Here is a 26417-nt window from a genome sequence, read left to right on the forward strand (position 1 = left end):
AGGGGACGTTACGGATGTAAGGGCGTGACTTGGGGACGTTACGCCTGTCAGCCCAGCGGGATGACAGGCGAAATGTCCCCATGTCATGCCCGGGCCGAAGCCTGCAATGACAGACGAAACGTCCCCTTGTCACAAGGGATGACAGAAATGTCCCATTGTCAAATCCGGGAATCGGACGATGACGAAGAATCGGATGTCAGTTGCACCATCTCGTAGGGGCGATCCGTGATCGCCCGCATACCTGAGCAACGATGTAAAGACAAACAAAAAAGGATGTGATTTCATGGATATGAAAGAATATATAAGGGAGTTTACCTTGAAAGATATTGTCAAAGTAAGAAACCCAAAAGTTGTGGCCATCGGTGGTGGCACCGGTTTATCGGTGATCCTCCGGGGTTTAAAAAAATATACCGATAATCTCACCGCCATTGTCACGGTTGGCGATGATGGTGGCGGCTCCGGAAAACTCCGGGAAGAACTGGGCATTCTTCCCCCTGGCGACATCCGCAGCTGCATTCTGGCTTTGGCCGACGACGAAAACGTCATGCAGGAACTCTTTAATTATCGTTTTCCCGGTGGCCCCATGGCCGGACAAAGCTTTGGAAATCTGTTTCTGGCAGCGATGAACGGCATCAGCCACGATTTTTACGATGCTGTCCGGCGGACCTCCGATGTGTTGCAGATTAAAGGGGCGGTACTGCCAGTTACCCTCTCCCAGATGGTGCTGATGGCAACCCTGAAAAATGGCCAGGTCATTGAAGGGGAATCAGCCATACCCGGGGCGGCACTGGAACAAAAAAGCCCGATCACCCAGATCTTTTTAAAACAGGAAGACACCAGACCCCTGCCCGAAACCATTGAAGCCATCAGAAATGCCGATATGATTGTAATTGGACCTGGCAGTCTCTATACCAGCGTTATTCCCAATCTGCTGATAAGAGATGTAGCCCGGGCGATATTTGATAGTCGGGCCAAACGTTTCTACATCTGTAACATTATGACCCAGCCCGGCGAAACCGACGGTTATACCCAGGAAGACCACATCCGGGCCATTGAAGCCCACCTCGATCAGACCGAAGGCCGCCTGTTCGACTATGTGGTCGCCAACACCGGCAGTCTGCCCAAAAGCATTGAAGAAAAATACCAAAAATGCGCCGCCGAGGTGGTGAAAATCATCTCCCCTCTGGAACAGTACGCCTATATTCTGGACGACTATGTCATCATGGAAAACGGCTTTGTCCGCCACGATGCCGACCTCCTGGCCCGGCGCATCTTCGAAACCTATATAAAATGAAGTAGGATGTGAAAAGGGGACAGTACAGCTGTGATAGGGTATGACATGGGGACTGGTAGGATGAGAAAAGGGGACGTTACGCCTGTCAGCCCATCGGGATGAAAGGCGAAATGTCCCATTGTCTCATCCGAGCAGTGTTGTCGTTCATAAAGACGTTCCGTCCCCATGTCATGCCCGGGCCGAAGCCTGCAATGACAAACGAAACGTCCCCTTGTCACACAATGACAAACGAAACGTCCCCTTGTCACACTGTGCGCTTGTCAACTCGTAGGGGCGATCCGTGATCGCCCGCAACTCGCACCGAAAGAAAGGAGCCGCCATGACATTTTCAGCCATTTTAAAAAAAGATCTTTCCAAGCTTCCCTACGGCTCCAAAGCCTGTCAGCGGGCCGAACTGTCCGGCATGATTGGCGCCGTGGGAACCATCCACATCGAGCAATCCGGGGCCATGACCATCAGTATCAAAACCGAAAACCCCGCCGTGGCGGCCCGCTGCTATCAGTTGATTAAATCCCTGTATCAGATTAAACCAAAAATCAAGATTGAAAAAACCCGTAAATTCAAAGAACACCGGGCCTACCGGGTGGTGGTTGAACAACCATGGACGGCAAAAATAATCTTGGAAGACTGTCAGATTTTAAGTTACAATGCCAATGGCCAGGCCTTTTTTGCCAATCAGGTACCGGAGCCCTTTATCAAGCAGCAAAATCAGACAAAGGCCTATATCCGGGGGGTCTTTTTAGGCTGCGGGTCCGTATCCAACCCGGAAAAAACCTATCATCTGGAATTGGTGGGTAAAAAAACCACCATCACAAAAAAAGCCGACCGCAGTCCAGCGGTTGCCAGTGAGCAATGCGCCTATCTGCAAAGCATCAAAACGATTCTTGATGGTTACGAGATCAAGTCCAACCTGATCCATCGCAAAGCCCATTGGGTACTCTACCTGAAAGAAGGGAGCAGCGTGGCCGATTTTCTCAGCGTCATCGGGGCCCATCGGGGCCTGCTGGAAATGGAAAACATCCGGATTGTCAAGGAAATGCGCAATGACGTGAACCGTCAGGTCAACTGTGAAACCGCCAATCTCAATAAAACCATTGCCGCCGCCTACGATCAGGTCGCCGATATTATGCTGATCAAAGAGCAGTTTGGTTTAAAAAACCTGCCCAAAAATCTCTACGACATTGCCGAACTGCGGCTTAACTACCCCGATGCCAGCATCAAAGAGCTGGGTGAACGCCTGGACCCCCCCGTCGGCAAGTCCGGGGTCTATCACCGCCTCAAAAAACTAAACCAGATCGCCGCCGACCTCAAACAGCGCTAGGACATGACTTGAAAACGTTACGTCTGTGATAGGGCATGACTTGGGGACGTTACGCCTGTCAGCCCATCGGGATGAAAGGCGAAATGTCCCCATGTCATGCCCAGGCCACGCTGTAAATGTGACAAGTAAAGCGTCCCCATGCCGAACCATCCTTCTCCGGATGGTTTTTTTTATGTCATTTTTTCCCGGGAACTGCCATTTAAGGAGTGTACCACTATTTAGGTAATTACTAAATGAAAAAGTCGAACGATGATTGCTTTGGGAGCAGTTTCCACAAACAATTTCGTAACGTGTAGACGAACAGGCGATAGCCTGTTCGCCGTACAGTGTAGAAATTGTTTCGTGCGAAACTGGGCGCAAAGCTCACGGTAGTTTTGCAAGTGGCCACTATTTAAAGAAAGGAGGACAAGCGATGAAATGAAAACAATTCTAGAATCCCTGCCCACGGTATGTGGGGTGATTGGTTCGGTGTTGGGTTTTCTTTTAGGTGGCTTCGACGGGTATCTGTATACCCTGATGGGCTTTATCCTGATTGACTATCTCACCGGTCTGGCCCTGGCAGCAGCCCGACGGCAGGTATCCAGCCAAATTGGTTTTAACGGAATTATGAAAAAAATGCTGATCTTTGTCATTGTGGCCATGGGTCACCTGTTAGATCAGAATCTAATGGGCGGCGGTGCGACCCTCCGCACAGCCATGATTTTTTTCTATCTGGCCAATGAGGGCATCAGCATTACTGAAAACCTGGCCGCCCTGGGTTTTCCCATTCCCGCCAGTCTCAAAAAAGTTCTGGCCCAGTTGTCCGAGGAAGAATGAGCAAGGGACTGGTAGGATGAGAAAAGGGGACATTACGCCTGTGATAGGGCATGAAATGGGGACGTTACGGATGTCAGCCCGATAGGGATGACGTACGAAATGTCCCCATGTCATACCCGGGCTACTCTGTAAATGTGACAAGTAAAACGTCACCATGTCTCAAAAAAATTAAAACGAAGAGGAGAATATTTATGTGTATCAACAACGAACAATTAACCCCCCATTTTAACCGTCAGGAGTTTAAATGCTGCTGTGAAGGCCGTTATTGTAATGGCTTCCCGGCGGAGATGAATGGCGAACTGGTAGGTCGGTTGGAAGCCGTCCGGATGATGCTGGATAACCCGATTATCATCACCTCCGGGGTCCGCTGCCCGGTTCGCAATGAAGAAGTCGGGGGGATTTCCCATTCCCGGCATCTCTTCGGCGCTGCCGCCGACTGCTATGCTCCGGGGCTCTCAGTTCATGCTTTGGCCGCCGCTGCCATCGCCGCCGGGCTGGGTGTCATCATTTACGAAGATGAGGGTTTTTGCCATCTGGAAATCTAACCACCGTAAAGATAGGGTATGACTTGGGGACGTTACGCCTGTCAGCCCAGCGGGATGAAAGGCGAAATGTCCCCATGTCATGCCCGAGCCACGCTGTAGCGATGACAAACAAAATGTCTCTTATCCAAATACTTAAAAAAAGATGGCACCTTTTTCCAGTTCATTCCATTTATAAGTATAACCGATGAAAGGAGGTACACAAAATGCCAGTAACAACTGATTTTATCAGCAATAAGCTCCAGGTTCGTTCGAACCACGGGGTGGTCGACGGGAAAGAAGTGATTAAGTCCAAAACTTATTCCAACCTCAAAGAAACCGCCGTTGATGAAGATATTTACGCTGTGGCTGAGGCCCTTGCCAGTTTGCAGGTTCCCACCATGGAAGAAGTACTCAAAGTCGAAACCACCCTACTGATTCCCGGGGTGTAACCCCCAAAAATATAGGTAGTTGCGAAAGTGCCATGAGCTTTGACTCCAGTTTTGCACGAAACAATTGTTACATAACACAATTGTTTGTGCAAACTGAACCCAAAGCACCGATTGTTCGTGCTATCGCAATTGTCTAACAAAAAGTATAGCGAAAGGAGGTAAAATATGGCCGATATTAAAGCAACCATGGTTTTTGCCCGTGCCGATGGCAAAAACGCCACCATTTCCGTATCAGATGCCGATCCAGCGGTAACGCCTGCTGAAATCAATGCAGCAATGGATCAGATCCTGACCCGAAATGTGTTTGCCCCGGATAATATTGCCCTGGTAAAGAAGGTCAGCGGTAAACTGATTTCCACCACCACCCAGGACTTTGAAATGACCGTATAGCCAAAGGCGGGGGAAACCCCGCCTGAGATTGATAGGATATGAAAAGGGGACGTTACGTCTGTCAGCCCAGCGGGATGAAAGGCGAAATGTCCCATTGTCATATCCGGGAGCCGCTGTAAATGTAAAATACGAAATGTCCCCATGTCTTGCCCGGGCATCCGTCATGTTGCCCGAGCCACGCAGCAACGATGACAAACAAAACGTCCCCATGTCATACCCCAACGATGACAAACGAAACGTCCCCATGTCATACCCATAAAAAACATTCGTTCGCAAAACCATTGAAATAACAAACCGATTCATGTATAATAAAAAAGAACTGATGTTCAGATAATTGAAAGAGGTGACAAGATGAAAAATAATGAAATGATTCGTTTGGTTAAGGGTGCCCGGCAGCGGGATGCCCAGTGCCAGTTGGCTTTAATTGAGAGCTTTAAACCCTTGATGCTCTCAATGATCAGGCGTTATGTGTACGAAGCGGACGCCGTTGACGATTACCTCAGCGAAGCCGCCATCGTTCTGCTCAATGCCGTAGAAACCTATAATGAAGACCGGGGCGTGCCCTTTGCCGGCTATTTAAAGAAGGAGTTGTTCTATTATTTTGTCAATGTGGCCAAAAGCCATAAAAATTGCACCTCTTTGGATTTTTCCCCCGGCGATGAAGAAAGTCTTTCGCTGCTGGAGGTTCTGCCCGATCCCGCCGACATTGAAGGCGATTATGTCCGGGCACAAGACCTCTTGGCCTTACGGCAGTATCTGCCCTGCCTAAGGGAACGGCAGCGTTGGATTATTGAAGAACACTATGGCAAAAACCGCAGCTTCCGGGAAATTGCCGCCGCCCTGGGGGTCAGTGCCAACAGCCTGGTCAAACTCCACCGCCGGGCCATTGCTGATCTGCGCACCCATTTCGGCCTCAACCTGATCAACTGATTGGGCGTGAAAAGGGGACGAGATAGGGTGTGAAAAGGGGACGTTACGCCTGTCAGCCCAGCGGGATGAAAGGCGAAATGTCCCCTTGTCACGCCCGAGCCCCCCCCGTAGCGATAACAAACAAATGTCCCCTTGTCATGCCCGAGCCACGCAGCAAATAAAATGTCCCCAAGTCACAAAAAAGACCACTCGCACGAGTGGTCTTTTGCTTTAGTACAGGCTGTTCTTTAAGTTATTAATCTCAACCTTGAGTTTGTCGGAGATCTCATTGAGCATCGACAGTTTTTCATTGATCTCACTCATGGCGGCCTGATGCTCGCCGATGATTTTATACGATTTGGCCGCCTGCGATTCCACCGAATTCATGCTGACCACAATGCTGTCGAGAATGCTCTCGATCTTCTTGGCCGAATCCACACTCATAACCGCCAGTTTTCTTACCTCATCGGCCACCACATTAAAGCCCCGGCCAAATTCCCCGGCCCGGGTGGCTTCAATGGCCGCATTAAGCCCTAACAGGTTGGTCTGGGTGGCCACATCCCGGATAAACTTAAGAATCGAGTCGGTTTCTTTAACCTTGTTCTTGGAAATGGTGGAAGATTCCAGCAGTTCGTCAGAGGCTTTAATCAAGGCTTCAATCTGAACCGAGAAGTTATTGACCACGTCGGTAACCGCCCGGATATTTTCAAACATATTTTCCGAAATATGCTGGAAGTTTTCGGTTTCATGCACCAGCAGGCGGTTGTGATGGCCCATTTTAGAAATGGAGTTGGCAAAAACATAAAGCATATCCGCTGCGGCATTGATCTTATCCCGGGGCACGATGGTTATTTTTCTTAGGGCGGCAATATATTCATCCTCATCGACCCCGATTTCCCGGGCGATCTTTCGAAACTTGTCCTCATCAGGTGGGGCATCAAGCACCTGTCCACCAAGAATTGCCCCGATCTGCACCCCATCTACGACAATTGGCGCCGCAAAATCCACCAGACCGGCATGACAGGAGTAAACCGCCGGTTTACCAGTGGTACCCGCTTTTTTACCACCATTGACATCACAGGAAATACAGCGTTTGTTGCCTTCGGCCGAGCCCCGGGTGTATTTCATGCAAAAATCGGTAAAGTTACTGGGCTCGGTAATCGACCCCTTGACATTATCAACAGAAATACTGGCCATCCCCAAAGCCTTGGCAAAACTATCCTGAAACTGCTGCAAAACGTGCAAATCAATGAGCTCATCGACAGTGTAGCTTAATTTCTTCTCCATTTTAAAACTCCTTCATAAAAAATTATCCCTAAGACATCATTTGTGCAAAACTGATATCGTGTACATAAGAAAATGTATTAATACTTATATTCCCATAATAGATACATTCTATCATGTCATTATAAAAAAGTCACCTATAAACCTTGGCTGCGGATAGATAAAATTTGACAGTTAATGCGGTGGCGTATATACAGTTAAGGCGTTAATCAAGGGGAGGGGTGTTATCAGGGGTAAAACCCGATTTTTTTTCATAATGCATAAACTGTAGCAGCAACCCGTTAAAAAGGTTCTGCGCCGAACCGGATAATTGCCGATAGAGTGTAATAAGCTGCCATTCCAGCTCGGATAGGCACTCATTATTGCTATCATCCAGGGGCCTGATCTCAAGCTGGTAGGAAAGGGCAGAAAGAACAGCATTCAAGGTTTCCAATTTGGGGTTGGTGGTTTCACCTGACAGGAGTTTATGAACGGTAGCGAGCGGCACCCCCGATTTTTGAGATAACTGAGCAGCGGTTAGTCCGGACTTGATTTTTAATAATTGAATTTGTTTGATCATTTATACTATCACCTCAAAGACAGTATAATCGTTTATGATAAATAATGCAACAAGTATCATAGATGGTTAAAAGTAACCATCTATGATATTATGCAAAAACAAGAATCACAAATGATAAAAAATTAAAACCGAAAAAGTACTGGCAGGAGAACCGAAGCAAATAAAATAACAAAAAAAGTTAATTCTCACAAAAAAAACCCATAAACTATGTTATAATAATTAATCTGACAATTAAAAGCGACAATCGTCACAAACGTTAATAAATGATGTTTTTATGGAAAACGGGCCTTATCATTTGTTATATCGTGCTATATATGCTATATATATATTAATAGAAGCGTTAGTTAATAAAAAAATGCTGGCACACAGAGTGCCACATCTTGCCAAAGGATCCGAAATCAATGATAATTGATTAGATGCATTATTAAAAAGTATAAAAAATCAGCAGTAAAGGATCTAAAAAGCGGATCGGTGTCGTTTTTTATCAAAAGTGTTCGAAATATTAAAATTATGTGCAATAAAACGTGTTATTCAAGCGTTAATAAAATGTTGGGGGTTATACCTGATGAACTTATTCTTAAGTATGGTCGTACCGGAAAACACTGACTGTGAAAAGCAGAAAAAACTGAATATTGATGAAAGTATTTTCGTCCGCATCGCAGCAAATGATATGGCCGCTTTTGAAACGTTTTACCGGCTTACCGAGCGAACCGTTTACGCCTTTGTTCTGGCAACGGTCAAAAATCATGACGATGCCCTGGATGTGGTTCAGGATACCTACCTTAAAATAAGGGCGGCGGCGCATCTCTACAAACCGATGGGCAAACCAATGGCCTGGGTCTTTACCATTGCCAGAAATTTGTCGATCAGCAAACTTCGTTTCAGGCAGAAGAATGACAGCATCGAAGTGGGTGACCTGGAAAATGATCTCAATTTTTCCTATGTCAGCGACAGTGAAGATCGACTGATGCTTCAGGCAGCACTCAAAATACTCAGCAGTGAAGAAACCGAGATTATCCTTTTGCACGCCTTATCGGGCTTTGCACATCGTGAAATTGCCGAGAACCTGGGAATACCCCTTTCCACTGTTTTATCCAAATATCATCGCGGATTGAAGAAACTAAAAAAATTCATTACAGACAGGAGGTGAATAAAATGAATAAATTTGAAATAGAACAGTCCCTCTGTCGCAGCATCAATCAGGCGCCAGCACTGGATTTTAAAAAACTGGCGGCAATGCCCGTCATTCCAATGAGCGAAGATGATTACATCACCCGCCAGGTAGAAGTACCCAAAAGCAGGTCACTGAAAATGCCCCGGTATTTTCGACAGCTATCGGCGGCCTTTGCCGGGTGCATGGTTATCCTGGCATGTATCGGCACATGGTTTATCCAGTTTAAAACGCCGGACAGCATCATTGCCCTGGATGCCGACCAGAGTGTTCAAATTGTCACCAATAAGCAAAAGCAGATTTTATCAGTGAAAGCATTTGACAAAGAAACGCAATATTTATTGGATCAGCAGGATTTCAATGAGAATAACCTGGAAGAATCCGTCAATACCATTGTGACAGCGATGATTGCCAACGGATACCTGGATGATAAACAGGGTGTCATTCTGGTTTCCGTTAAGAATCAGAGCATTGGCAGTGCCAGTGATCTGGCCAGTTCACTGGATCAGGTCATCAAAGACAGTGCTTCCAATCAGAATGTGACGCCAACCGTGTTGCGCTCAGCGGTTTCCGATTCCGAATCGATGACCCTGGCTGAGCAATACAATGTTTCAACGGGAAAAATCCAGATTATGAAAGAGATCGCTTCTGCAGACGAAACCCTGACGATGGATGTTCTGGCAACAATGACAGTGGCGCAACTGATTCAGGTCTCCGAAGAAAAATCGATTGATCTGACGGGCATTATTGAATCAGATCAAAAAGATACCCAGATCGAAAATAAAGATAATAAAAACAACAACCCGAGTTCAGAAGTTACTAATGATGAGGTTATCCCGGCACCATCAGGAAATGTTACCGAAGACCCGGTGAAAACGCCAGATGTACCGGTCAGCGAGAATCCAACCAAGGAAAACGCTGAGAATCAGGAACAGACCCCGGTTACTGAACCGACCGATCAGCAAAAGCCGGATACCGACAGCAATGGGATTGTTACACCACCAGCAGGAAGTGAAACCATGGTGCCACCGGATAGTAGTGGTAACATCACACCACCAGTTGGCGAAGAAAAAGAAGACAGCCTGACAGAAGATACCGATCATAATCAGACTGAGGTTGTCAGTGAAACACCACAAGTAATTAAGACGATCAAGAAAGACCAGGACACTCCGGTGCCAATTACGAATGAAGCGTTGATTGATTGATGACCGGACGGATAGTAGCAAATGTCGGGGCCCGCTAAAATAAAAATAAAAAAATTATAAAACCATGCAATAAAACACCCCGCTCAAACGTTACTGTAATGTACGTCCAAAAATCAACCAATTGTGACATGGATGTTTCAGATTCTCTAAAAAAACAACAATATTTATTGCAAATACCCTTAAGAAGGTGTAAAATCCCTAATGAGACCGCTCTTACTCATTTTGCCGTCTCAGGATCATCGGTTGACAGAAGGCTCTAAAGACCGGATGATTAAAACTACAGTGCCCGGATATAAAAAAGAAAGGAGAGGTGTTATTCAGGCGGGTGGCAGAATTAGAGCATGATTAATACCTGGAAACTCAAGGCGAATGAAAATTGCTTGGCTTTCCGGGAGACCCCAAAAAATTTATGTGGAGGATTTATGATGAAAAAAAATGTAGCTCGTATTCTTACAGCTGTGTTGATGCTTTCAGTCGTATTTTCCTCAAGTGTTTTCGCAGCTGAAAAAGAACAATCAGCCTGGGAAGCATTTGTTGGATTATTCGCAAACAAAGCCGCAACAACAGCTGAAGATACGCAAGTTGATGGTGTAACCTATCGCACCCACATCCAGAATGAAGGATGGGCGCAAGGTTGGGTATCTGACGGAGAAATGTCAGGTTCCGAAGGAAAAGGCTTACGTCTTGAAGGCATCGAGATCAAACTTGATGGTACCGCACTGCCTGAAGGAATGGGCATTACCTACCGTACCCACATCCAGAATGAAGGATGGGCACAAGGTTGGGTATCAGACGGACAAATGTCTGGTTCTGAAGGAAAAGGCTTACGTCTTGAAGGAATCGAAATCAAACTGACCGGCGAACAAGCTGCCAACTACTCAGTTCAATATCGTACACATATTGAAAATGAAGGTTGGGCGCAAGGCTGGGTCGCTGATGGCGAAATGTCCGGTTCTGAAGGAAAAGGCTTACGTCTTGAAGGAATCGAAATTAAGATCGTCGCTGTTAAAGCTGATCTGACAGCTTACAACGCTGCTTTAGCGGCTGTTAAAGAAGCTGATTACACCAGCGCTTCCTGGGAACTGTATCAGACAGTTGTTGCTGCAAATGTAGTAACTGAAGATAACACCCAGACTGAAGTTGATGCTGCCACTGCAGCAATCGTAGCAGCTCAGGGCGAACTGGTACCAGTTCTTAAAGTGGTATCTGTCAATGCCGTTAACGCTGAAAAACTGCGAGTCACTTTCTCAGCTGCAATTGACGCAGCAGAAGCTAAAAACTTTGCTATTCCAGGCATGACAGTTGCAGCTGCAACTTTACAGGACAACGAAACAGAAGTTGTTCTTCAGGTTGCTGGCGCTGAACTGGGTAAAGATTATGTCTTAACAGCAACTGGCTTACTGGTTGACGGACAATTACAGGATGCTGTAACTGCCAACTTCAAAATGCCAAACGCTGAGTCACTGTATAACACAGCAATCAACTTCACCTTCAGTGGTGGTCATTCTGTGCTTAAATCAGATGGATCAGACAGCTGTTTAGTAACCTTTACTTTAACTGATGCTGATGGCGTTGTTGTTGAAAATGCTGATGATGTTGAAGTAGCTTTCACAACTACCTTCGGTAGTTTTGCTGAAGATCGTGTAACCCTGCAAAATGGTGTTGCTACTGCAATGCTGATTTCTGAATCATTAACTTCAGAAAAATCTGCACTGGTTCGCGCAACTGTAGTTGAATCCAACCAAAAAGCGTTGATCAACTTAACAGCAACTGGAAATGTTACCATGACACCAGTTATTGACGTTACTCCAGATGATAAAGTTGGTGCAACTTTAACAGATGTTGTTGCTGGTCAAGCTGATCGTGTTGTTTTATACTTCAATAAAGATGTATCTGTCAGCAAATATACAGATGCATTGGGTAACGTAGATCCTGCTAAAGCGACTCTGGTAGTTCGTGAAGAAGCAAACAACGATACAACTGGTGGTAAAGCAGTTAACGTTGTTGGTTTTGAAGCCGTACCAGGTAACAGCAAAGCACTGTTTGCAATCATCGACACAGCGGATGTCTTAACTGACAATGCAAATGTTGCAGTTGACTTCAGTGACTTAACTGGCACAGCCGTAACCAAATCAACAAAAATGACAAAACTGACTGACGCTCGTCGTCCAGCCATGCTTTCTGTAGCAACAGAAGGATTAAAAACACTTAAGATCACTTTCTCTGAACCAATCAAAAATACCAACGAAGCTGATTCAGCAACTGACCTGGCTAACTGGGTAATCGATGGTTTCAGACTGGATAGCATTAACTATGGCGCAGCTCAAGCTGCAACAGCAACTGTTGGTGCTTTCGTACCTAAAACAGGTGAAGACACCCGTAATATTGTAACCATTACTCTTGGAAAAGATGCTGATGGCAAACAAATCTACTTCAAATCCGGTACACACTCAATTCAGGGTGCAAACATCGGTGATTGGGCTAACTCTACTGACGTTGGTAACAACGTTATGAATACCCAAACATTGGATTTCGACATCCCAGTTGATGAAAATGTACCGACAGCAACCGTAGCTGTTCAGTCTCCTGAACAATACATCGTTTCTTTCGATCGACAGATCAGTGAATCTGCTGCTGACCTGCAGAATCTTTTGGTTCTTCAGAAATATGACGCAACAACCGCTACTTGGGTTAATGTACCAGTAGGTGCTGGCGTTGGCAACATGACCGTTCAGGTTTCACAAATTGCTGGCGATCTGCCAACCTTCAAGGTTGAAACAACTCAGGACTGGACACAGTTCTATAACACATCCGGAACAAACAAAAACTTCTACAATGACAGCTACCGTCTGTACATTGCTAAAGATTCTGTAACCAATGTTGCCAACGGACTGAAAAATGCTACCATTCAGTTAGCACTGAACGGCGCAATCACAGCTCCTGACGTAACCAGCCCGGTTATCAACGAAATTACTCAGGCAGATCCTGCAGTACAGGTTTACACTGTAACCATGTCTGAACCAATCAAAATGCCTGTAGGCGGAGATGGACTACCAACTCTTGCTCAGACACAAACTTCTGTTCCACAACCAACTGCTGAATTTATCAAAAAAGATAACAGCGAAACCATTCCAGCTAACACTGTTGTTGCCGTTGGTAACGAATTTGACACCAAAGTTGTTGTAACACCAAGCAAAGCTTTAACAGCTGGCGAATGGACATTGGTTGTTCGTTCAATCTCTGATGATGTTGGAAACACAGCCGCTTCTGCTACTAAAGACTTTACCGTACAAGGTGATGTTCCAGTCGAACTGGAATACAAAGTAGCATTTGCAGTTGCTGATACCAACTACAGCGATGGCTTCACTGTATTACAAACCGCTCGTGACACCACTACTCAGGATGCTGTATACGTTAAGTTTACTAAACCTGTAAAAGTAACTGGCGATCAGGCCAATGTATTAAAAACAGCTAACTATACCTTAAATGGTTCATTATTACCAACCGGAACTCAAATCGTTGCTAATATCTTAAACTACGACGATAAAGATACCGTTGTTGATTCTGTAACCATCGTATTACCAAACGGTACCTTAACTGATGCCAACACAACTGTTGTAACTATTTCCAACTTCCTGGAAAGTGCAGACAATGAAGTGATCAAAAACGGCGGACAGAAAAAACTGCCATTCAACTTTGATACACTGATTACTAATGGTTACATTGCAGCTGTTGAAGATGTAAACACTGCATTTGGCAACAAAGCAACCTATGATGCTGATGATTACAAATTATTCCTGGCTGCCATCGCAAAATGCAACCTTGCATTATCTGGCGACAGCAATGTCACAGTGATCCAGGCTGAAACAGCTAAAATCAATGCTGCTTTAGAATTATTAGGACCAAGCGGTGACCTGCCAAAAGCAACAACATCTTTCTATACTTCATTAACACCTGGTATGAAAATTGTCCTGGTAACCCTTGACACCACCACACCAGAAAACTATGAAGTTAGCTATGATGGCATTGCCTTAACTTACGATGCAGCTTTCGGTGGATTCAAAGCCGAAATCTCTACAACTGTATCTGAAACATTAACACCTGTTGTTACTAAAAAAGAAGCACCAGTTATGCCTTCTGCAACAACAGCTTTCTACACCTCATTAACACCTGGTATGAAAATTGTCCTGGTAACTCTTGACACTACCACACCAGAACTTTATGCAGTAACCTATGATGGTACAGCATTAACCTATGATGCAGCTTTCGGTGGCTTCAAAGCTGAAGTTTCCACAACTGTATCTGAAACATTAACCCCAGTTGTAACACTTGTCTAAATTCTCTCATCACATAGGTGGAAGGATCAGCTGATCCTTCCACCGCAAACAAACTAAAATTTAAAATTTAGGGAGACTAAAATGAAAAAATTAAAAGGAAAAAGTCTATTGACGATGTTCATGGTACTGGCATTATTGCTGGTTTCCAGTGCGTCAATGGTATTTGCAGACTTCAATGCATTCCTTGTCAAAACGGATGATGGAAAGTTCTACGAATACAATCAGGCAGAACTTAACACTTCGTACCTGGCTTGGCAGATTAACCCCGATGCAGCCGGCGCTGATATGTACAAACAGTTCCTGGCTATCGGTGGAAACACCCGTGTTGTCGCTCTTGGCGATAGCGTAAAAGGTTGGATGGATTATGCAGCAGCTCAAAATGCTTCTTTAGCAGCTCAGATTGCTGGCATTCCTTTTGTAATCAATGATTACCTGGCAACTCCTGCTGCTCCAGTTTATGCAGAAACCGTAACAGACCCAATCGTGGTTGATCCTTCTGGTCAAACACACGACTTAGCAGCTTACAATGCAGCTGTAGCTGATGCTAACTCTAAAGTAGAAGCTGATTATACCGCTGCAACTTGGGCTAATTTACAAACAGCATTAGCAAATAATGTTGTGACTGCAGCTAATACACAAGCTGAGATTGATGCAGCTACAAGGGCTATTAACGCCGCGATTGATGCGTTGATGCCAGCAGTAGTTGGACCTAGTGTAACATCAGCAACCGCAGTTCTTAACACAACTGATGCTGCAGTAATTACTGGTTCAGCAATCGGCGATGCAGTAAAAGTATCAATTGATGGAGCAGCAGAAGTTGCAGCTACATTAAATGCTGATGGAACATATGCATATGTAAGTCCATCATTAGCAGTTGGTACTCATGCTATTTCAGTCAAAGCATACATGGGTACAGATGTTTCAGCAGCAGCTACAGCAAGCGTTACAGTAGTAGCACCTGCAGTAGTATCTGTTACATCTATTAATGGTTCAACAGTTCAAGTTGTGTTTAACAAATCAGTAGACAAAACAACCGCAGAAACAACTGGTAATTACACATTAACTCGTTTGTCTACCCCAGGAGCAAATGCAATAACAAAAGCAACTTTAAATCTTACAGATAACAAAACTGTTTTATTAACAACAACTACAGCTACAGTAGCTACCACTAATGGTTATGCTTTAGAAGTAGCAAATGTTAAAGACTTAGCTACTACAGCTAACATTATGGGAACTCAAGAAGTAGTTTTCAGTACTTTAGCAACATCTGACACAGAAAAACCAGCTTTATTTGGAGCTGAATATGAAGCCACAACAGGCAAATTAACACTGACATTTAATAAAAACATCAGCCTGACAGATGCTAATTTCAATGAAACAGGCATTACAGTCAAAGGTTCATCTGACTACACATTAGTAGAAGGCGACTTTACTGGCGCGGCTACTACAACCGGCAACACTGTAACTTTAACATTAACAGCAGCAAGCAAAACAGCAGTTAATGCATTAGGATCAACACTTGCGCTTGATGTAGCAGCTGGATCTTTCAAAGACGCTACTGACACAACAAGAACAAACGTAGCAATTACTGGATACCCAGTAACATTAACATCAGCACCAGGTCTTGTAAGTGCTGCATATGATGAAAACACAAGTATCTTGACACTTACATTTGATAAAGATGTAAAAGTCGGATCTGATATTGATTTAACAAAAATCTCTATCAAGAGAGACGGTGTTTCAACACCATTGACTACAGCTCAATCAGCTGTTCAAAATACAACAGCTAACAGCGTAATCACAATCAAATTAAACGGTGAATTCTCACATGCTGGCAATACAGTACTTGCAAAAGTAACTCTTGCTGCCGGTGCAGTTAAAAACACATCAGGTACAGCCAATGCATTAATTACTGATGCAGCACTGACCTATACAAATGATACAACCAAACCTACCTTAGTATCAGCAGCTTATAACAGCGGAACTCGACTGATAACTCTGAAGTTCTCTGAAATAGTTGATGTATCTACATTAGTTTTAGATAATGTAACAATCACAGACGGTGTACACACTGATGTGCCACTGACAGATGTAGATACTGTTGTAAAAACAACAGTAGATGGTACAGACGTTGTAATCACACTAGATGAAGGTAATAATGGTATTGGTGGCGATTATGCAGATGTTGAAGCTTTAACAGCAAGCTCACTTAAAGTTTACTTTGCAGCAGCAACAGTAAAAGATTTAGCAGCAAACAGTATCGACGCAATCACAAAAGCTAATGCTGTATCTATTGCAGCGACAGATCTAGTAGCTCCAACATTTACAGTGTCAAACTCTGCTGTATCAACAATTGTCAATGTAAACTTCAGCGAAAAAGTTCAAAAAGCAGATGCTGAAAATATTGCGAATTACAGCATTAAGAGTGGCGCAGTAGTACTAAATGTAACCAAAGCTACCCTGCTTTCTGATGGTAAAACAGTGGAACTGACAACTGAACAACAAGCAGGTATCACTTATACCGTAAAAGTTTCTAATGTCAAAGACATTGCAGGCAATGTAAATGATAGTACAGCTACAGATACATTCTTAGGTGTGACTGCGGTTGTAGATACTACAAAACCAAGTATCGCATCCTATGTATTTGAAGATGTAGACGCTTCAAAATCAATCACTAAAAATGATCAAATTAAATTACAATTTGATGAATCATTAAATGTTGATTATACAAAAGTAACCTACGCAGATTTCTTAATTAATGCTGGAGCTACTTCAGCAACCACATTCGGTACTGGTGCAACATTTGCAGCAGGCGCAACAGCTAATGAAGTAGTGATCACACTAGGCACTACTCCAGCAATCGTGTTTACTGATGCTGTTGACGTAGCACTTGTTAATGACATTAAAGACTTAGCAGGTAACATTGCACAATCAAGTCCTGTAACGATCGTTAATCCTGGTGTAGCACCAAAAATTACAAACTTTGATTACACTGATACAAATGGCAGTGGTGCAGTTGATGAAAATGATCTAGTTGTTATCACTTACGATAGAACTATTGTCGCTGGCACTGTAGTTGTAGGTGACTTTACATTTGGAGCTGGTATCACACCTGGCAACGCAACTTATGCAAAAACAAGTGTAAACCAGATTACTATGACTTTAGGAGACACCTCAGCTATCGCTTGGGGAGCTACAGCTACCATTAATGAAAAAGCAACTGCAAATATTACTGATGAATGGGGAGTAGGTCAAGGCGCTGCCGATGGGACAACGACTTTACTCAAATCAGCAGACACTACCAACCCAACAATATCTTCAGTAACATTCAATGATACTGACGCTGATAAAGTGATGGATGCAGGCGAAACAGTGGTTATCGTTATGAGCGAAGCAGTTCATGAAAATGCTACATTTGCTGCAGGTGACTTTGTTCTTTATAATGGTGCAACTGCTAATCCATATGAAGGTAAAGGCGGAACAGCTACAGACGGTGATGATGTAGAAGTAAGCGGAAATGTAATCACAATTACAATTGGAGCTTTAGATGGTTGGGCGACAGAAGCTAATACAACTTCAACTACGTTCAACTTCAATGCTGGTACAACTTCTATCTTAGATGCTTCTGATAATAAAGCAGCACCAAGTGCTGGTTTCGGAGCAACAATTAGTATTCTTTAAGATATACTTTGCCTGTCTACTTAACACACCAACTTAACTCATCAAGTTGAACAGTTAAGAAAACAGAGAATAGAGACGATTCGGGTTCTTCGGGACTCGGGTCGTCTTTTTTAGTTTTTTGAAGTGGCTGAAAAATCTGGAGAAATCGTAAGCGTCAATTATAGCCCACCTGGAACACAAGGGGACGGTTCTATTGTGCACTCTGTTGGCAGAAGAATTCTGAGGAATCTGTCTGGAAAAGTTTTCTCTGGTGACTCCGGTTTCCAGCTTTTGTCTGTTGCCAATGAGTTGCGCCAGTTTCTGCTCAGCCAAACACAAGGGGACGGTTCTATTGTGCACTTTGCTAGCTGAAAAATACTTAGGAAGGGTGACATGGGGACGTTTCTATTGTCACATTAATAAAAATGTGATAGAATGAACACAAGGGGACTGTTCTATTGTGCACTTTTCTGGTTGAAAAATACTGAGGAATCTGTCTGGAAAAGATTTCGCTGGTTATTGATTTATGAGCACAAGGGGACGGTTCTATTGTGCACTTTGCTAGTAAGCGCTCAATAACAAGGTGCCTTACATTCTGAAAAAATCCATGAGATAATAGACTCCAAACTAAAACTAAAGTTTTTCAAGTTGTAGTTTTTCGAGTTTTTCAAGTGACTTTGAAATTCTGCACAGGAACTATTGAATGTCAAGTAAAATTGACCCACTTTTTCTGGAACACAAGGGGATGGAACACAAGGGGACGGTTCTATTGTGCACTTTTGCTGGCTGAAAAATACTGAGGAATCTGTCTGGAAAAGATTTTGCTGGTGGCTGCAGTTTCCAGCTTTTGAGCACAAGGGGACGGTTCTATTGTGCACTCTGTTGGCAGAAGAATTCTGAGGAATCTGTCTGGAAAAGTTTTCTCTAGTGACTCCGGTTTCCAGCTTTTGTCTGTTGCCAATGAGTTGCGCCAGTTTCTGCCCAGCCAAACACACTGAAGAATTTGAATTCTCCAACCAGTCCCATCTTTTTTGTCCCCAAATTGCCGTCGGTGTCGACAGTCGTGTCAGATCAGTTCAGTTGTGATGATTCCGGACTCCAGTGCCAGTCGATATGACGACAGAGCCACCCAATCCGGACGAGAGTGCCAATGGTTTCGGATCAGATTCCAATGTCAGTTGTCACCATTGTCGGGACTGCCGGGAAAAACGGATTAAATTAAATGACAATCACCGATTCCTCAGAAAACCGTTCCAGATTTCCCCACAATCATCGGTTCCCTGAATCAAACTCCCATCTTAAATACATATTATAATTTTGAAGATCATTGGCTTAAGCAGTCAATGGTCTTTAATACTTTTTTGGAGGAAATCAGCATGGATCAGAAAACAGAAACAATCATCACCCAATTAAAAAATGCCCTGGAAAGACAGGAACCAGGAACTAACGACCACCAATGGATCATGGGAATCAGCATCAATGATGACCGGAAGCAGTGTGCCATTGTCCGGGTTGTCCTGAAAACTAATGGATCACCCTATGTCGATGGCATGGATATTCTCTTTGATAAGACCCGTGATCAGCTCACCATGGATACCAACTACTATCAAAATAGTCCCGACTTCATGGGTGGCACTGTGACCGACAGCTTTAAATGGCTCAGGTGTCATGGAGATCTAATCTACCAGCAGATGGATGACCCCTATGCTATTGGTGATGGGATTTTAGAAGTATCAGCAGTGAATGAATTAAATCAGGCAGAAAATAATTCCAATGAAAGCAGGTGTTCGAAATGACTATGACCATTGAAAAGATCGAATGCCCAAGACGAGAAACCAAACAAAGCAAGTCAAAGAAAAGCCTGACAATTGATTCAGAGGATGAACCGGTGGTGTCAGTCGAAGAAATTGATCCAGTTAGTGGGCAATTAGATGCTGTGAAATCATTGGAACCGGAGCAACTATTGGAACCAGACAAGTCATCATCAGTATTGGAAGCAACTGCAACAGAAAATAGCAATATCCCAAACGATCAATTAAAAATCATCGATGAAAAACCCACAATAGCACCAATTGTCAGCAACGAAACCATTGCTGCCATTCAAACCGCTTTTGAGATCCACCTGATGGAAGACGGCAAGGGATCTGCTACCATTGCCAGCTACACCGGTGATATTCAGGGCTTCATCCATTGGTTAAAGGAAAAGAAGTTGCCCTTTGATGGCAAGCTCACCAGACTGAGTATCACCAGTTATCGCAAACACCTGCAGGAAGCCAACTATCGGATCAATACCATTAATAAAAAAGTTAACAGTCTCCATAGCTTTAATCATTTTCTGATAGCAGCCGGATATTGTCAGGAAATGGTGGTGCATCCCAAACGGGATAAGATTAAAGTAGCCAATGGCAGTGAGGCTGAGGTGGTTGTCTTTTCAGAAGATGAGGTGGAACGGTTGCTGTTTCATCTGGAGAATAAGGAACAAGTAGCCCTCCGTGATAAAACCCTGGTCTATATTCTGCTATATGCTGGTCTGAGGGTTGGTGAATTGGTCAATTTAAAGATTCAGGATCTGGATTTGTTGACGATGAGTCTTAAAGTGGTTGGTAAGGGCGGTAAATATCGGGAAGTGCCATTAAAACCTGAAGTTGCTGAAATCATTAAAACCTACATGGAAAGTGATCGAAAAGAAAGTCCCTATGCCAAAAGTTGTCAATTGTTCGTCACCCAGCGATCAGGCAAGATGGATACCGATACCGTCAATAAGGTATTGAAAAAATTGGGAAAGAGCTTAAACATGACGATTTTTCCCCACAAATTCAGGCATACCTTCTGCACACGATTGTTAAAGAAAGGTGTTGATCTAACCACGGTAGCAAAATTAGCGGGACATGCCAATATTCAAACCACTGCCAGCTACTACATCAATACCAGTAGAGAGGATAAGCAGGAAGCCGTGGGATTGTTGTAGCCATAGCCATTAGAGATCATTCGTTGGGGATAGCACTTAAAATCGATGGAAATAAGCCATGATTTCTAATTGCCCTAAGCCATTGGCCAACCATCCTCATAAGTGATTGCCCGAATAACTGTTTAAAAAGTCGCGTCATTCGTGACGATCCCGTCCATACCCGTTTCAGAGATTGTCGGCAACGTCGGGAGTGACGGCAATTAGAGAACAAAAAAAGTGGAACTATCATTTGGTGATAAGTCATTAAAATTGCTGGAATATTGAGATTGAAAAAATCCATCCAGTATTTCGCAAACCTAAAAAATAAGCCAATGACTTTTTGGTGACATGGGGACGTTTCAATTGTCACATTAGTTGAAAAAGTCTGAGCGATCTGACTGAAAAATTTTGTAGTAGTTGCAGTGGCTTTTAGCTTTTGTCTGTTTCCAATGAGTTGAGCTAGTTTAAGATCATCCAAACTCACTGAAGAATCTGAATTCTCCAACGAGTCATCCTTCTTGATCCCAAATTGCCGTCAGTGCCGACAGTCGTGTCAGGTCAATTCAGTTGTGATTGTAACGGACTGCAGTGCTGCCACCGGATCTGAAGGTGACATGGGGACGTTTCTATTTATTGTCACATTAGTTGAAAAAGTCTGAGCGAACTGACTGCGGTGACATGGGGACGTTTCTATTGTCACAAGTTGAAAAAGTCTGAGCGAACTGACTGAAAAATTTTGTAGTAGTTGCAGTGGCTTTTAGCTTTTGTCTGTTTCCAATGAGTTGAGCTAGTTTGGGATCATCCAAACTCACTTAAGAATCTGAATTCTCCAACGAGTCCATCTTTTTTGTCCCAAAATTACCGTCAGTGCTGACAGTCGTGTCAGGTCAATTCAGTTGTGATCGTTCCGGACTGCAGTGCCACCCGATCTGACGACAGAGCCACCAAATCCGGACAGCAGTGCCAGTCGATCCGATGTCAGAGCCAACCAATCCGGATGTTAGCGCCATTGGTTTCGGTGTCAGAATTGCAATCTCAGTTGTCACCATTGCCGGGACTGTCGGGAAAAACGGATTAAAAATAAATGGCTATCACCGATTCCTCAGAAAATCGTTCCAGATTTCCCCACAATCATCGGATCACTGAATCAAACTCCCTTCTTAAATACATATTATAATTTTGAAGACCATTGGCTTAAGCAGTCAATGGTCTTTAATACTTTTTTGGAGGAAATCAGTATGACCGATTTTGAAAAGAAAATCATTGAACAATTAAAAGAGCAGTTGGAGTTTGACAACCCATCCTATTCTCAATGGCTTCTGGGAGTCAGTCTGCCCACGATCATTGAACAGAAAGATCACCACTTGACACTGACAGCACGAGTTGTAGTCAAAACCAATGAATCTGATCTAGTGGATGGAATGGATATCAGCTTCACCCTGGAACCCATCATTGATCCCGGCTACTATGAAAACAGTCCCGACTACATGGGCGGTACCATTGAGGACAGTGTGCATTGGCTTAATCATCATGGCAAAATAGTTCTGGAACAATTGGAGGATCCCTTTGAAACAAGGATTTTAAAAGAATTGCCTATGGATGAATTAAATCAATTAGAAAATAATTCTCTGGAAAGCAGGTGTTCAAATGACCATGACAATTGAAAAAATCGAATTCCCAAGACGAGAAACCAAACAAAGCAAGTCTAAAAAAGCCCTAACAATTGATTCAGATGACGAGCCGGTGGTGTCAGCCGGAAAACCTGATCAAGGTATTGCGCTATTGCAGGTTGATAAGTCATCGGAACCGGAGCAACTACAAAACATTGACAAGTCATCAGCGACATTGGAAGCAACAGAAGTCAGCAACGAAACCATTGCTGCCATTCAAACCGCTTTTGAGAACCACCTGATCGAAGACGGCAAAGGATCTGCTACGATTGCCAGCTACACCGGGGATATTCAGGGCTTCATCCAATGGTTAAAGGAAAAGAAGTTGCCTTTTGATGGCAAGCTCACCAGACTGAGTATCACCAGTTATCGAAAACACCTGCAGGAAGCCAATTATCGGATCAATACCATTAATAAGAAGATTAACAGTCTCCATAGCTTTAACCATTTTCTGATAGCAGCCGGATATTGTCAGGAAATGGTGGTGCATCCCAAACGGGATAAAATTAAAGTAGCTAATGGCAGTGAGGCTGAAGTGGTTGTCTTTTCAGAAGATGAGGTGGAACGGTTGCTGTTCTTTCTGGAGAATAAGGAACAGGTTGCCCTGCGTGATAAAACCCTGGTCTATATTCTGCTATATGCTGGTCTGAGGGTAGGTGAATTGGTCAATTTAAAGATTCAGGATCTGGATCTGCTGACGATGAGTCTTAAAGTCGTTGGTAAGGGTGGCAAATATCGGGAAGTCCCATTAAAACCTGAAGTAGCTGAAATCATCAAAACCTATATGGAAAGTGATCGCAAGGACAGTCCCTATGCTAAAAGTTGTCAATTGTTAGTCACCCAGCGATCCGAGAAGATGGATTCCGATACCGTCAATAAGATATTGAAGAAATTGGGAACGAGTTTAAACATGACCATTTTTCCCCATAAGTTCAGGCATACCTTTTGCACCCGGTTGATTAAAAAAGGTGTGGATCTGACTACGGTTGCCAAGTTAGCCGGTCATGCCAGTATTCAAACCACTGCCAGCTACTACATCAATACCAGCCGGGAAGATAAGCAGGAAGCAGTGGGATTGCTGTAGGTAGGGGTATTTGTGCCAAATCTGTCGTCAGTAACGTCAGTATCGTCAGAAGAATTGTCGGTACTGACAATACTGACGATAAAAACGGAATAAAAGGTTGGGAAGGAGGTGATCGGTCATGCCATGGTTTTTTGGAGGAATATTAGCTGGCGCAGCACTTTGTGTCGCTGTCGAACGTTATGTTGAGTTTGCCTGATTAAAAAAAGTGATAAAGATATGAATTTGGGGAATTCGATATAATTCCTGGGTTTTCCAGGAAGGCATAGAAATAATGGGTCTGGAGGAAATTGATATAAATCATGGGTTAGCAGAAAAGCATAGAAATAATGAGTCGGGTGAAATTGATACCAATAATCACAATCAAAAAGGAGATCGAAATAATGTTTAGTCTTGTAAATTTTCACATTATTTCGGACTGGATTAGTCACAATAAAACGGATGAAAAAGGAAAAAAGAGTGTGAAAATAATGGCGTGTCAAAAATAAAATGCCAGTTTTTAATCACATAATCACGCTTTATTTCTCCGGAAAAAAAGGGAAATAACGCCGTCAGGCGTTAAATCCCAGCTTCCGCAGAAGCGGCAAAAACAATCTCTTCATCGATGAGATCACGTTGCTTTTGAAAGGCAAGAATCAGACACTGGGTAACCAGATTACCGACTAATCGCGGATACCCGCCAGTGGATGACGAAATGGCTTCATAAGCATTCTCGTTGATCAGATTCCGTGAAACACCGGCATGCTTGAAGGTTCATCCGCAAAAAGCCGTTATCCGATTTTTGAATGTGGATCATACATCAATTTGGCCGTCAATAATTTTTGACCGCACCGACCATACATGGTTCGTTTTATCATTTTAAGTTTGTTGTTGACCCCTTCCACAAAACCATTTGATAAATCACTGACAACAGCATTTTCAACGGCTTCGAGATCTTTTTCCAGCCCGGATGCAAAAATTGCCAGCTGCTTTATCTCAGAGGTTTTGTACCTGTCAATGAACAGATATAATTGTGGCAAACTTTTTTCTTTAAAGATCTGGCGGAATTCTTTAATGCATTTGTAAAGCTCAGCTATAATCGGATATCTTTCCATAAGGTAGTCACGATACCCGGATACAAAGGTATCATTCATCCAGAGAAACCGGAAGATACTTCTCCGGGTTACATGATCAAATTTGCTTAACTGCTTCTTTCGGCTGATGGATTCAATCGAAGCACTCCGATAAACAGCGATCTCAATGCTGTGAACCTCAATCAGTTTGTTCATATAGTCATATGCGGTGGACACTTGTCCAGAATAGCCCTGTTTTTTAATCTCACGATAGATGTCTTTCCTGATCATCCCGGAAGCCAATGATTTCACAATGTAATCATAATAACGATCAGCACCGCTCAGCAGTTCCCGGCGACATAATGCATCAAAGTCCCCATTCATATACTTGCGAATCGTATTTCTGCTACAATGTAGGAGTTTTGCAATTTGTCGGGTACTGAAACCGGCATCAAAATGCTCTTTAATTGCATGGTAGAGTTGAACTTTGTTTTCATTATAGCTGATCGGTTTTACCAGGGCATCATTTTTTTTTAACACCTTCTTTTGGAATTTTTTCTGTCGGTTGTTGATTATCAGAACACCCTTGATCGATCGGTATTTTTATATCAGCCGGAACAACCGATTTGAGTGCGTTCTGAACAGCCTCCAGCAGATTCTGATGAAGATGAAACCGGTCGGCAATCTGCATGGCATCTGGAAGGATTTCTTCTATGGCAGAAGCATAGGCAGAAGCCCGGTCTCTTGTGATGCGCCGGACCTGTTTGTTTTGCCGAAGCCATGCCTTTAATGTATTGCTGTCACGACCATTAAGAACTGCAACCGGTTTGTGGGTGGCTTCGTCAACAATCACCGTTCCGTATCGGCTTCTTTTCTTGAAAGCAAAATCGTCGATGCCAATCGTTTCCCCACAAACTGGAGGCGGTTGAGCTTCATAACGTTCCGTCAGAAAGCGGATCACGCTGTCGCCGCTGATATACAGGTTCATCGCCTGGCAGATTCGTGCGCACCCTTCACAACTGGTTTCGATTGCCAGCATACAGATGAAATCTTCGCAGCGTTGTGTCATTCTTCTGTTGGCATTGAGAAAACCATTAAATGTTTCGGCAACGGTTCGAACCGGGCATCCTTCATTGTCACATATGTACTCATGGGCTTTGATCCGGAGTTGAACATTTTTTCCCAATATGGGAAGATCCTGAACTTTTCTTATATAGGTGCCGTGATAATGCTCAAGTCTCTGGTGACACCTGGGACAGACACAGGTGTGGGAAATAGATTTCATATGAATAATGATTTTGTCGTCAGTCTCAATTACTTCCGTGATCTTTAAAACATCAGATGGAAAGTAATGATCCAAAAACAGTGTGTTTGATGATTCCATTTTTACCACCCTTCCTATCTATTTGATGCTTTTATTATATCACTTCTGGTTTAATAAATCGCTTAATAGACGGGTTTTTGCGGATGAACCTGCTTGAACCGGTGTCTGATATAGTCCCTGACCTCATCCGGTGTAAGCGGCGAGAAATGAAACCGGGTCACCAGTCGCTGATCGAGGGAACGATTCTGATTTAAACCCAGGCGGTTGGCCAGCGTCGGTAAACCGGTGAGAATCAGAATAAAAGGATTACGTTTATCCATGTCAAAGTTAAAAATAATGCTCAGATCGTGAAGAAACTGGGCGGTCGCCGACTGCATCTCATCGAGGATAAAGACCGGCGTGATGCGACGCTTATCATAAAGAT

21 protein-coding genes are annotated in these 26417 nt (G+C 43.8%); 16 read left to right on the top strand and 5 right to left on the bottom strand.

Annotated elements, in window-relative coordinates; genetic code table 11:
* The first annotated feature begins 24 nt into the window (after positions 1-24).
* The 8 genes from BI182_RS15340 to BI182_RS15375 all read left to right on the top strand — a co-directional run bounded on the left by BI182_RS15340 (position 25) and on the right by BI182_RS15375 (position 5724).
* Positions 25-216, top strand: coding sequence for a hypothetical protein (locus BI182_RS15340; RefSeq protein ID WP_286809147.1), 192 nt, complete (start codon positions 25-27; stop codon positions 214-216).
* A 67-nt stretch (positions 217-283) separates the two neighbouring features.
* A complete protein-coding gene (locus BI182_RS15345) occupies positions 284-1294 on the top strand; it encodes a gluconeogenesis factor YvcK family protein (RefSeq protein ID WP_286809149.1) in 1011 nt (336 codons plus the stop codon).
* Positions 1295-1613: 319 nt separating this feature from the next.
* Complete coding sequence (whiA, locus tag BI182_RS15350; RefSeq protein ID WP_148637368.1) at positions 1614-2615, top strand: DNA-binding protein WhiA; 1002 nt, start codon at positions 1614-1616, stop codon at positions 2613-2615.
* Between the two features lie 417 nt (positions 2616-3032).
* Entirely contained in the window at positions 3033-3431 is a 399-nt protein-coding gene (locus BI182_RS15355) for a phage holin family protein (protein WP_286809151.1), read from the top strand.
* 191 nt (positions 3432-3622) lie between these two features.
* Positions 3623-3976 carry a D-Ala-D-Ala carboxypeptidase family metallohydrolase gene (locus BI182_RS15360; protein ID WP_228881536.1) on the top strand — a complete coding sequence of 118 codons (354 nt, stop codon included), beginning with the start codon at positions 3623-3625 and terminating at the stop codon, positions 3974-3976.
* Positions 3977-4179: 203 nt separating this feature from the next.
* Positions 4180-4404 carry a DUF1659 domain-containing protein gene (locus BI182_RS15365; RefSeq protein ID WP_286809153.1) on the top strand — a complete coding sequence of 75 codons (225 nt, stop codon included), beginning with the start codon at positions 4180-4182 and terminating at the stop codon, positions 4402-4404.
* Positions 4405-4569: 165 nt separating this feature from the next.
* The gene (locus tag BI182_RS15370) at positions 4570-4794 is read left to right on the top strand and encodes a DUF2922 domain-containing protein (RefSeq protein ID WP_084633895.1); all 225 of its coding nucleotides are present in this window, start codon (positions 4570-4572) and stop codon (positions 4792-4794) included.
* A gap of 351 nt (positions 4795-5145) precedes the next feature.
* Entirely contained in the window at positions 5146-5724 is a 579-nt protein-coding gene (locus BI182_RS15375; RefSeq protein WP_286809155.1) for an RNA polymerase sigma factor, read from the top strand.
* A gap of 210 nt (positions 5725-5934) precedes the next feature.
* Here BI182_RS15375 and BI182_RS15380 read toward each other — a convergent pair whose 3' ends face one another.
* The gene (locus BI182_RS15380; protein ID WP_228881541.1) at positions 5935-6990 is read right to left on the bottom strand and encodes a PocR ligand-binding domain-containing protein; all 1056 of its coding nucleotides are present in this window, start codon (positions 6988-6990) and stop codon (positions 5935-5937) included.
* Between the two features lie 202 nt (positions 6991-7192).
* A complete protein-coding gene (locus BI182_RS15385) occupies positions 7193-7546 on the bottom strand; it encodes a helix-turn-helix domain-containing protein (protein WP_286809156.1) in 354 nt (117 codons plus the stop codon).
* Positions 7547-8111: 565 nt separating this feature from the next.
* On the opposite strand from BI182_RS15385, the gene BI182_RS15390 reads away from it, so the two are divergent.
* The 8 genes from BI182_RS15390 to BI182_RS15425 all read left to right on the top strand — a co-directional run bounded on the left by BI182_RS15390 (position 8112) and on the right by BI182_RS15425 (position 23620).
* Complete coding sequence (locus BI182_RS15390; RefSeq protein WP_286809158.1) at positions 8112-8696, top strand: RNA polymerase sigma factor; 585 nt, start codon at positions 8112-8114, stop codon at positions 8694-8696.
* A 5-nt stretch (positions 8697-8701) separates the two neighbouring features.
* Entirely contained in the window at positions 8702-9922 is a 1221-nt protein-coding gene (locus BI182_RS15395; RefSeq protein ID WP_286809160.1) for an anti-sigma-I factor RsgI family protein, read from the top strand.
* Positions 9923-10344: 422 nt separating this feature from the next.
* Positions 10345-14259, top strand: coding sequence for a hypothetical protein (locus tag BI182_RS15400; RefSeq protein WP_286809162.1), 3915 nt, complete (start codon positions 10345-10347; stop codon positions 14257-14259).
* An 81-nt stretch (positions 14260-14340) separates the two neighbouring features.
* Positions 14341-17940: a beta strand repeat-containing protein gene (locus BI182_RS15405; protein ID WP_286809164.1), complete on the top strand. Its 3600-nt coding sequence runs from the start codon at positions 14341-14343 to the stop codon at positions 17938-17940.
* Positions 17941-19295: 1355 nt separating this feature from the next.
* On the top strand, positions 19296-19715 hold the full coding sequence (locus BI182_RS15410; RefSeq protein WP_286809165.1) for a hypothetical protein: 420 nt from the start codon (positions 19296-19298) through the stop codon (positions 19713-19715).
* A complete protein-coding gene (locus BI182_RS15415) occupies positions 19712-20887 on the top strand; it encodes a tyrosine-type recombinase/integrase (protein WP_286809167.1) in 1176 nt (391 codons plus the stop codon). Before BI182_RS15410 ends, BI182_RS15415 begins: the two co-directional genes overlap by 4 nt.
* A gap of 1217 nt (positions 20888-22104) precedes the next feature.
* A complete protein-coding gene (locus BI182_RS15420; protein ID WP_286809168.1) occupies positions 22105-22530 on the top strand; it encodes a hypothetical protein in 426 nt (141 codons plus the stop codon).
* A complete protein-coding gene (locus BI182_RS15425; RefSeq protein WP_286809170.1) occupies positions 22514-23620 on the top strand; it encodes a tyrosine-type recombinase/integrase in 1107 nt (368 codons plus the stop codon). The genes BI182_RS15420 and BI182_RS15425 overlap by 17 nt, the downstream gene beginning before the upstream one ends.
* A 767-nt stretch (positions 23621-24387) precedes the next feature.
* Here the strand turns inward: BI182_RS15425 and BI182_RS15430 are convergent.
* The 3 genes from BI182_RS15430 to BI182_RS15440 form a co-directional block, all read right to left on the bottom strand.
* The gene (locus BI182_RS15430; protein WP_286809171.1) at positions 24388-25209 is read right to left on the bottom strand and encodes a transposase; all 822 of its coding nucleotides are present in this window, start codon (positions 25207-25209) and stop codon (positions 24388-24390) included.
* Positions 25193-26053, bottom strand: a complete 861-nt coding sequence (locus BI182_RS15435; protein WP_286809173.1) for a transposase — start codon at positions 26051-26053, stop codon at positions 25193-25195. The genes BI182_RS15430 and BI182_RS15435 overlap by 17 nt, the downstream gene beginning before the upstream one ends.
* A gap of 62 nt (positions 26054-26115) precedes the next feature.
* Positions 26116-26417, bottom strand: a 302-nt coding sequence (locus BI182_RS15440; protein ID WP_353744782.1) for an AAA family ATPase, incomplete at its 5' end; no start/stop codon positions are given.

Source organism: Acetobacterium sp. MES1 (assembly GCF_002237635.1).
GTDB lineage: Bacteria > Bacillota > Clostridia > Eubacteriales > Eubacteriaceae > Acetobacterium > Acetobacterium wieringae.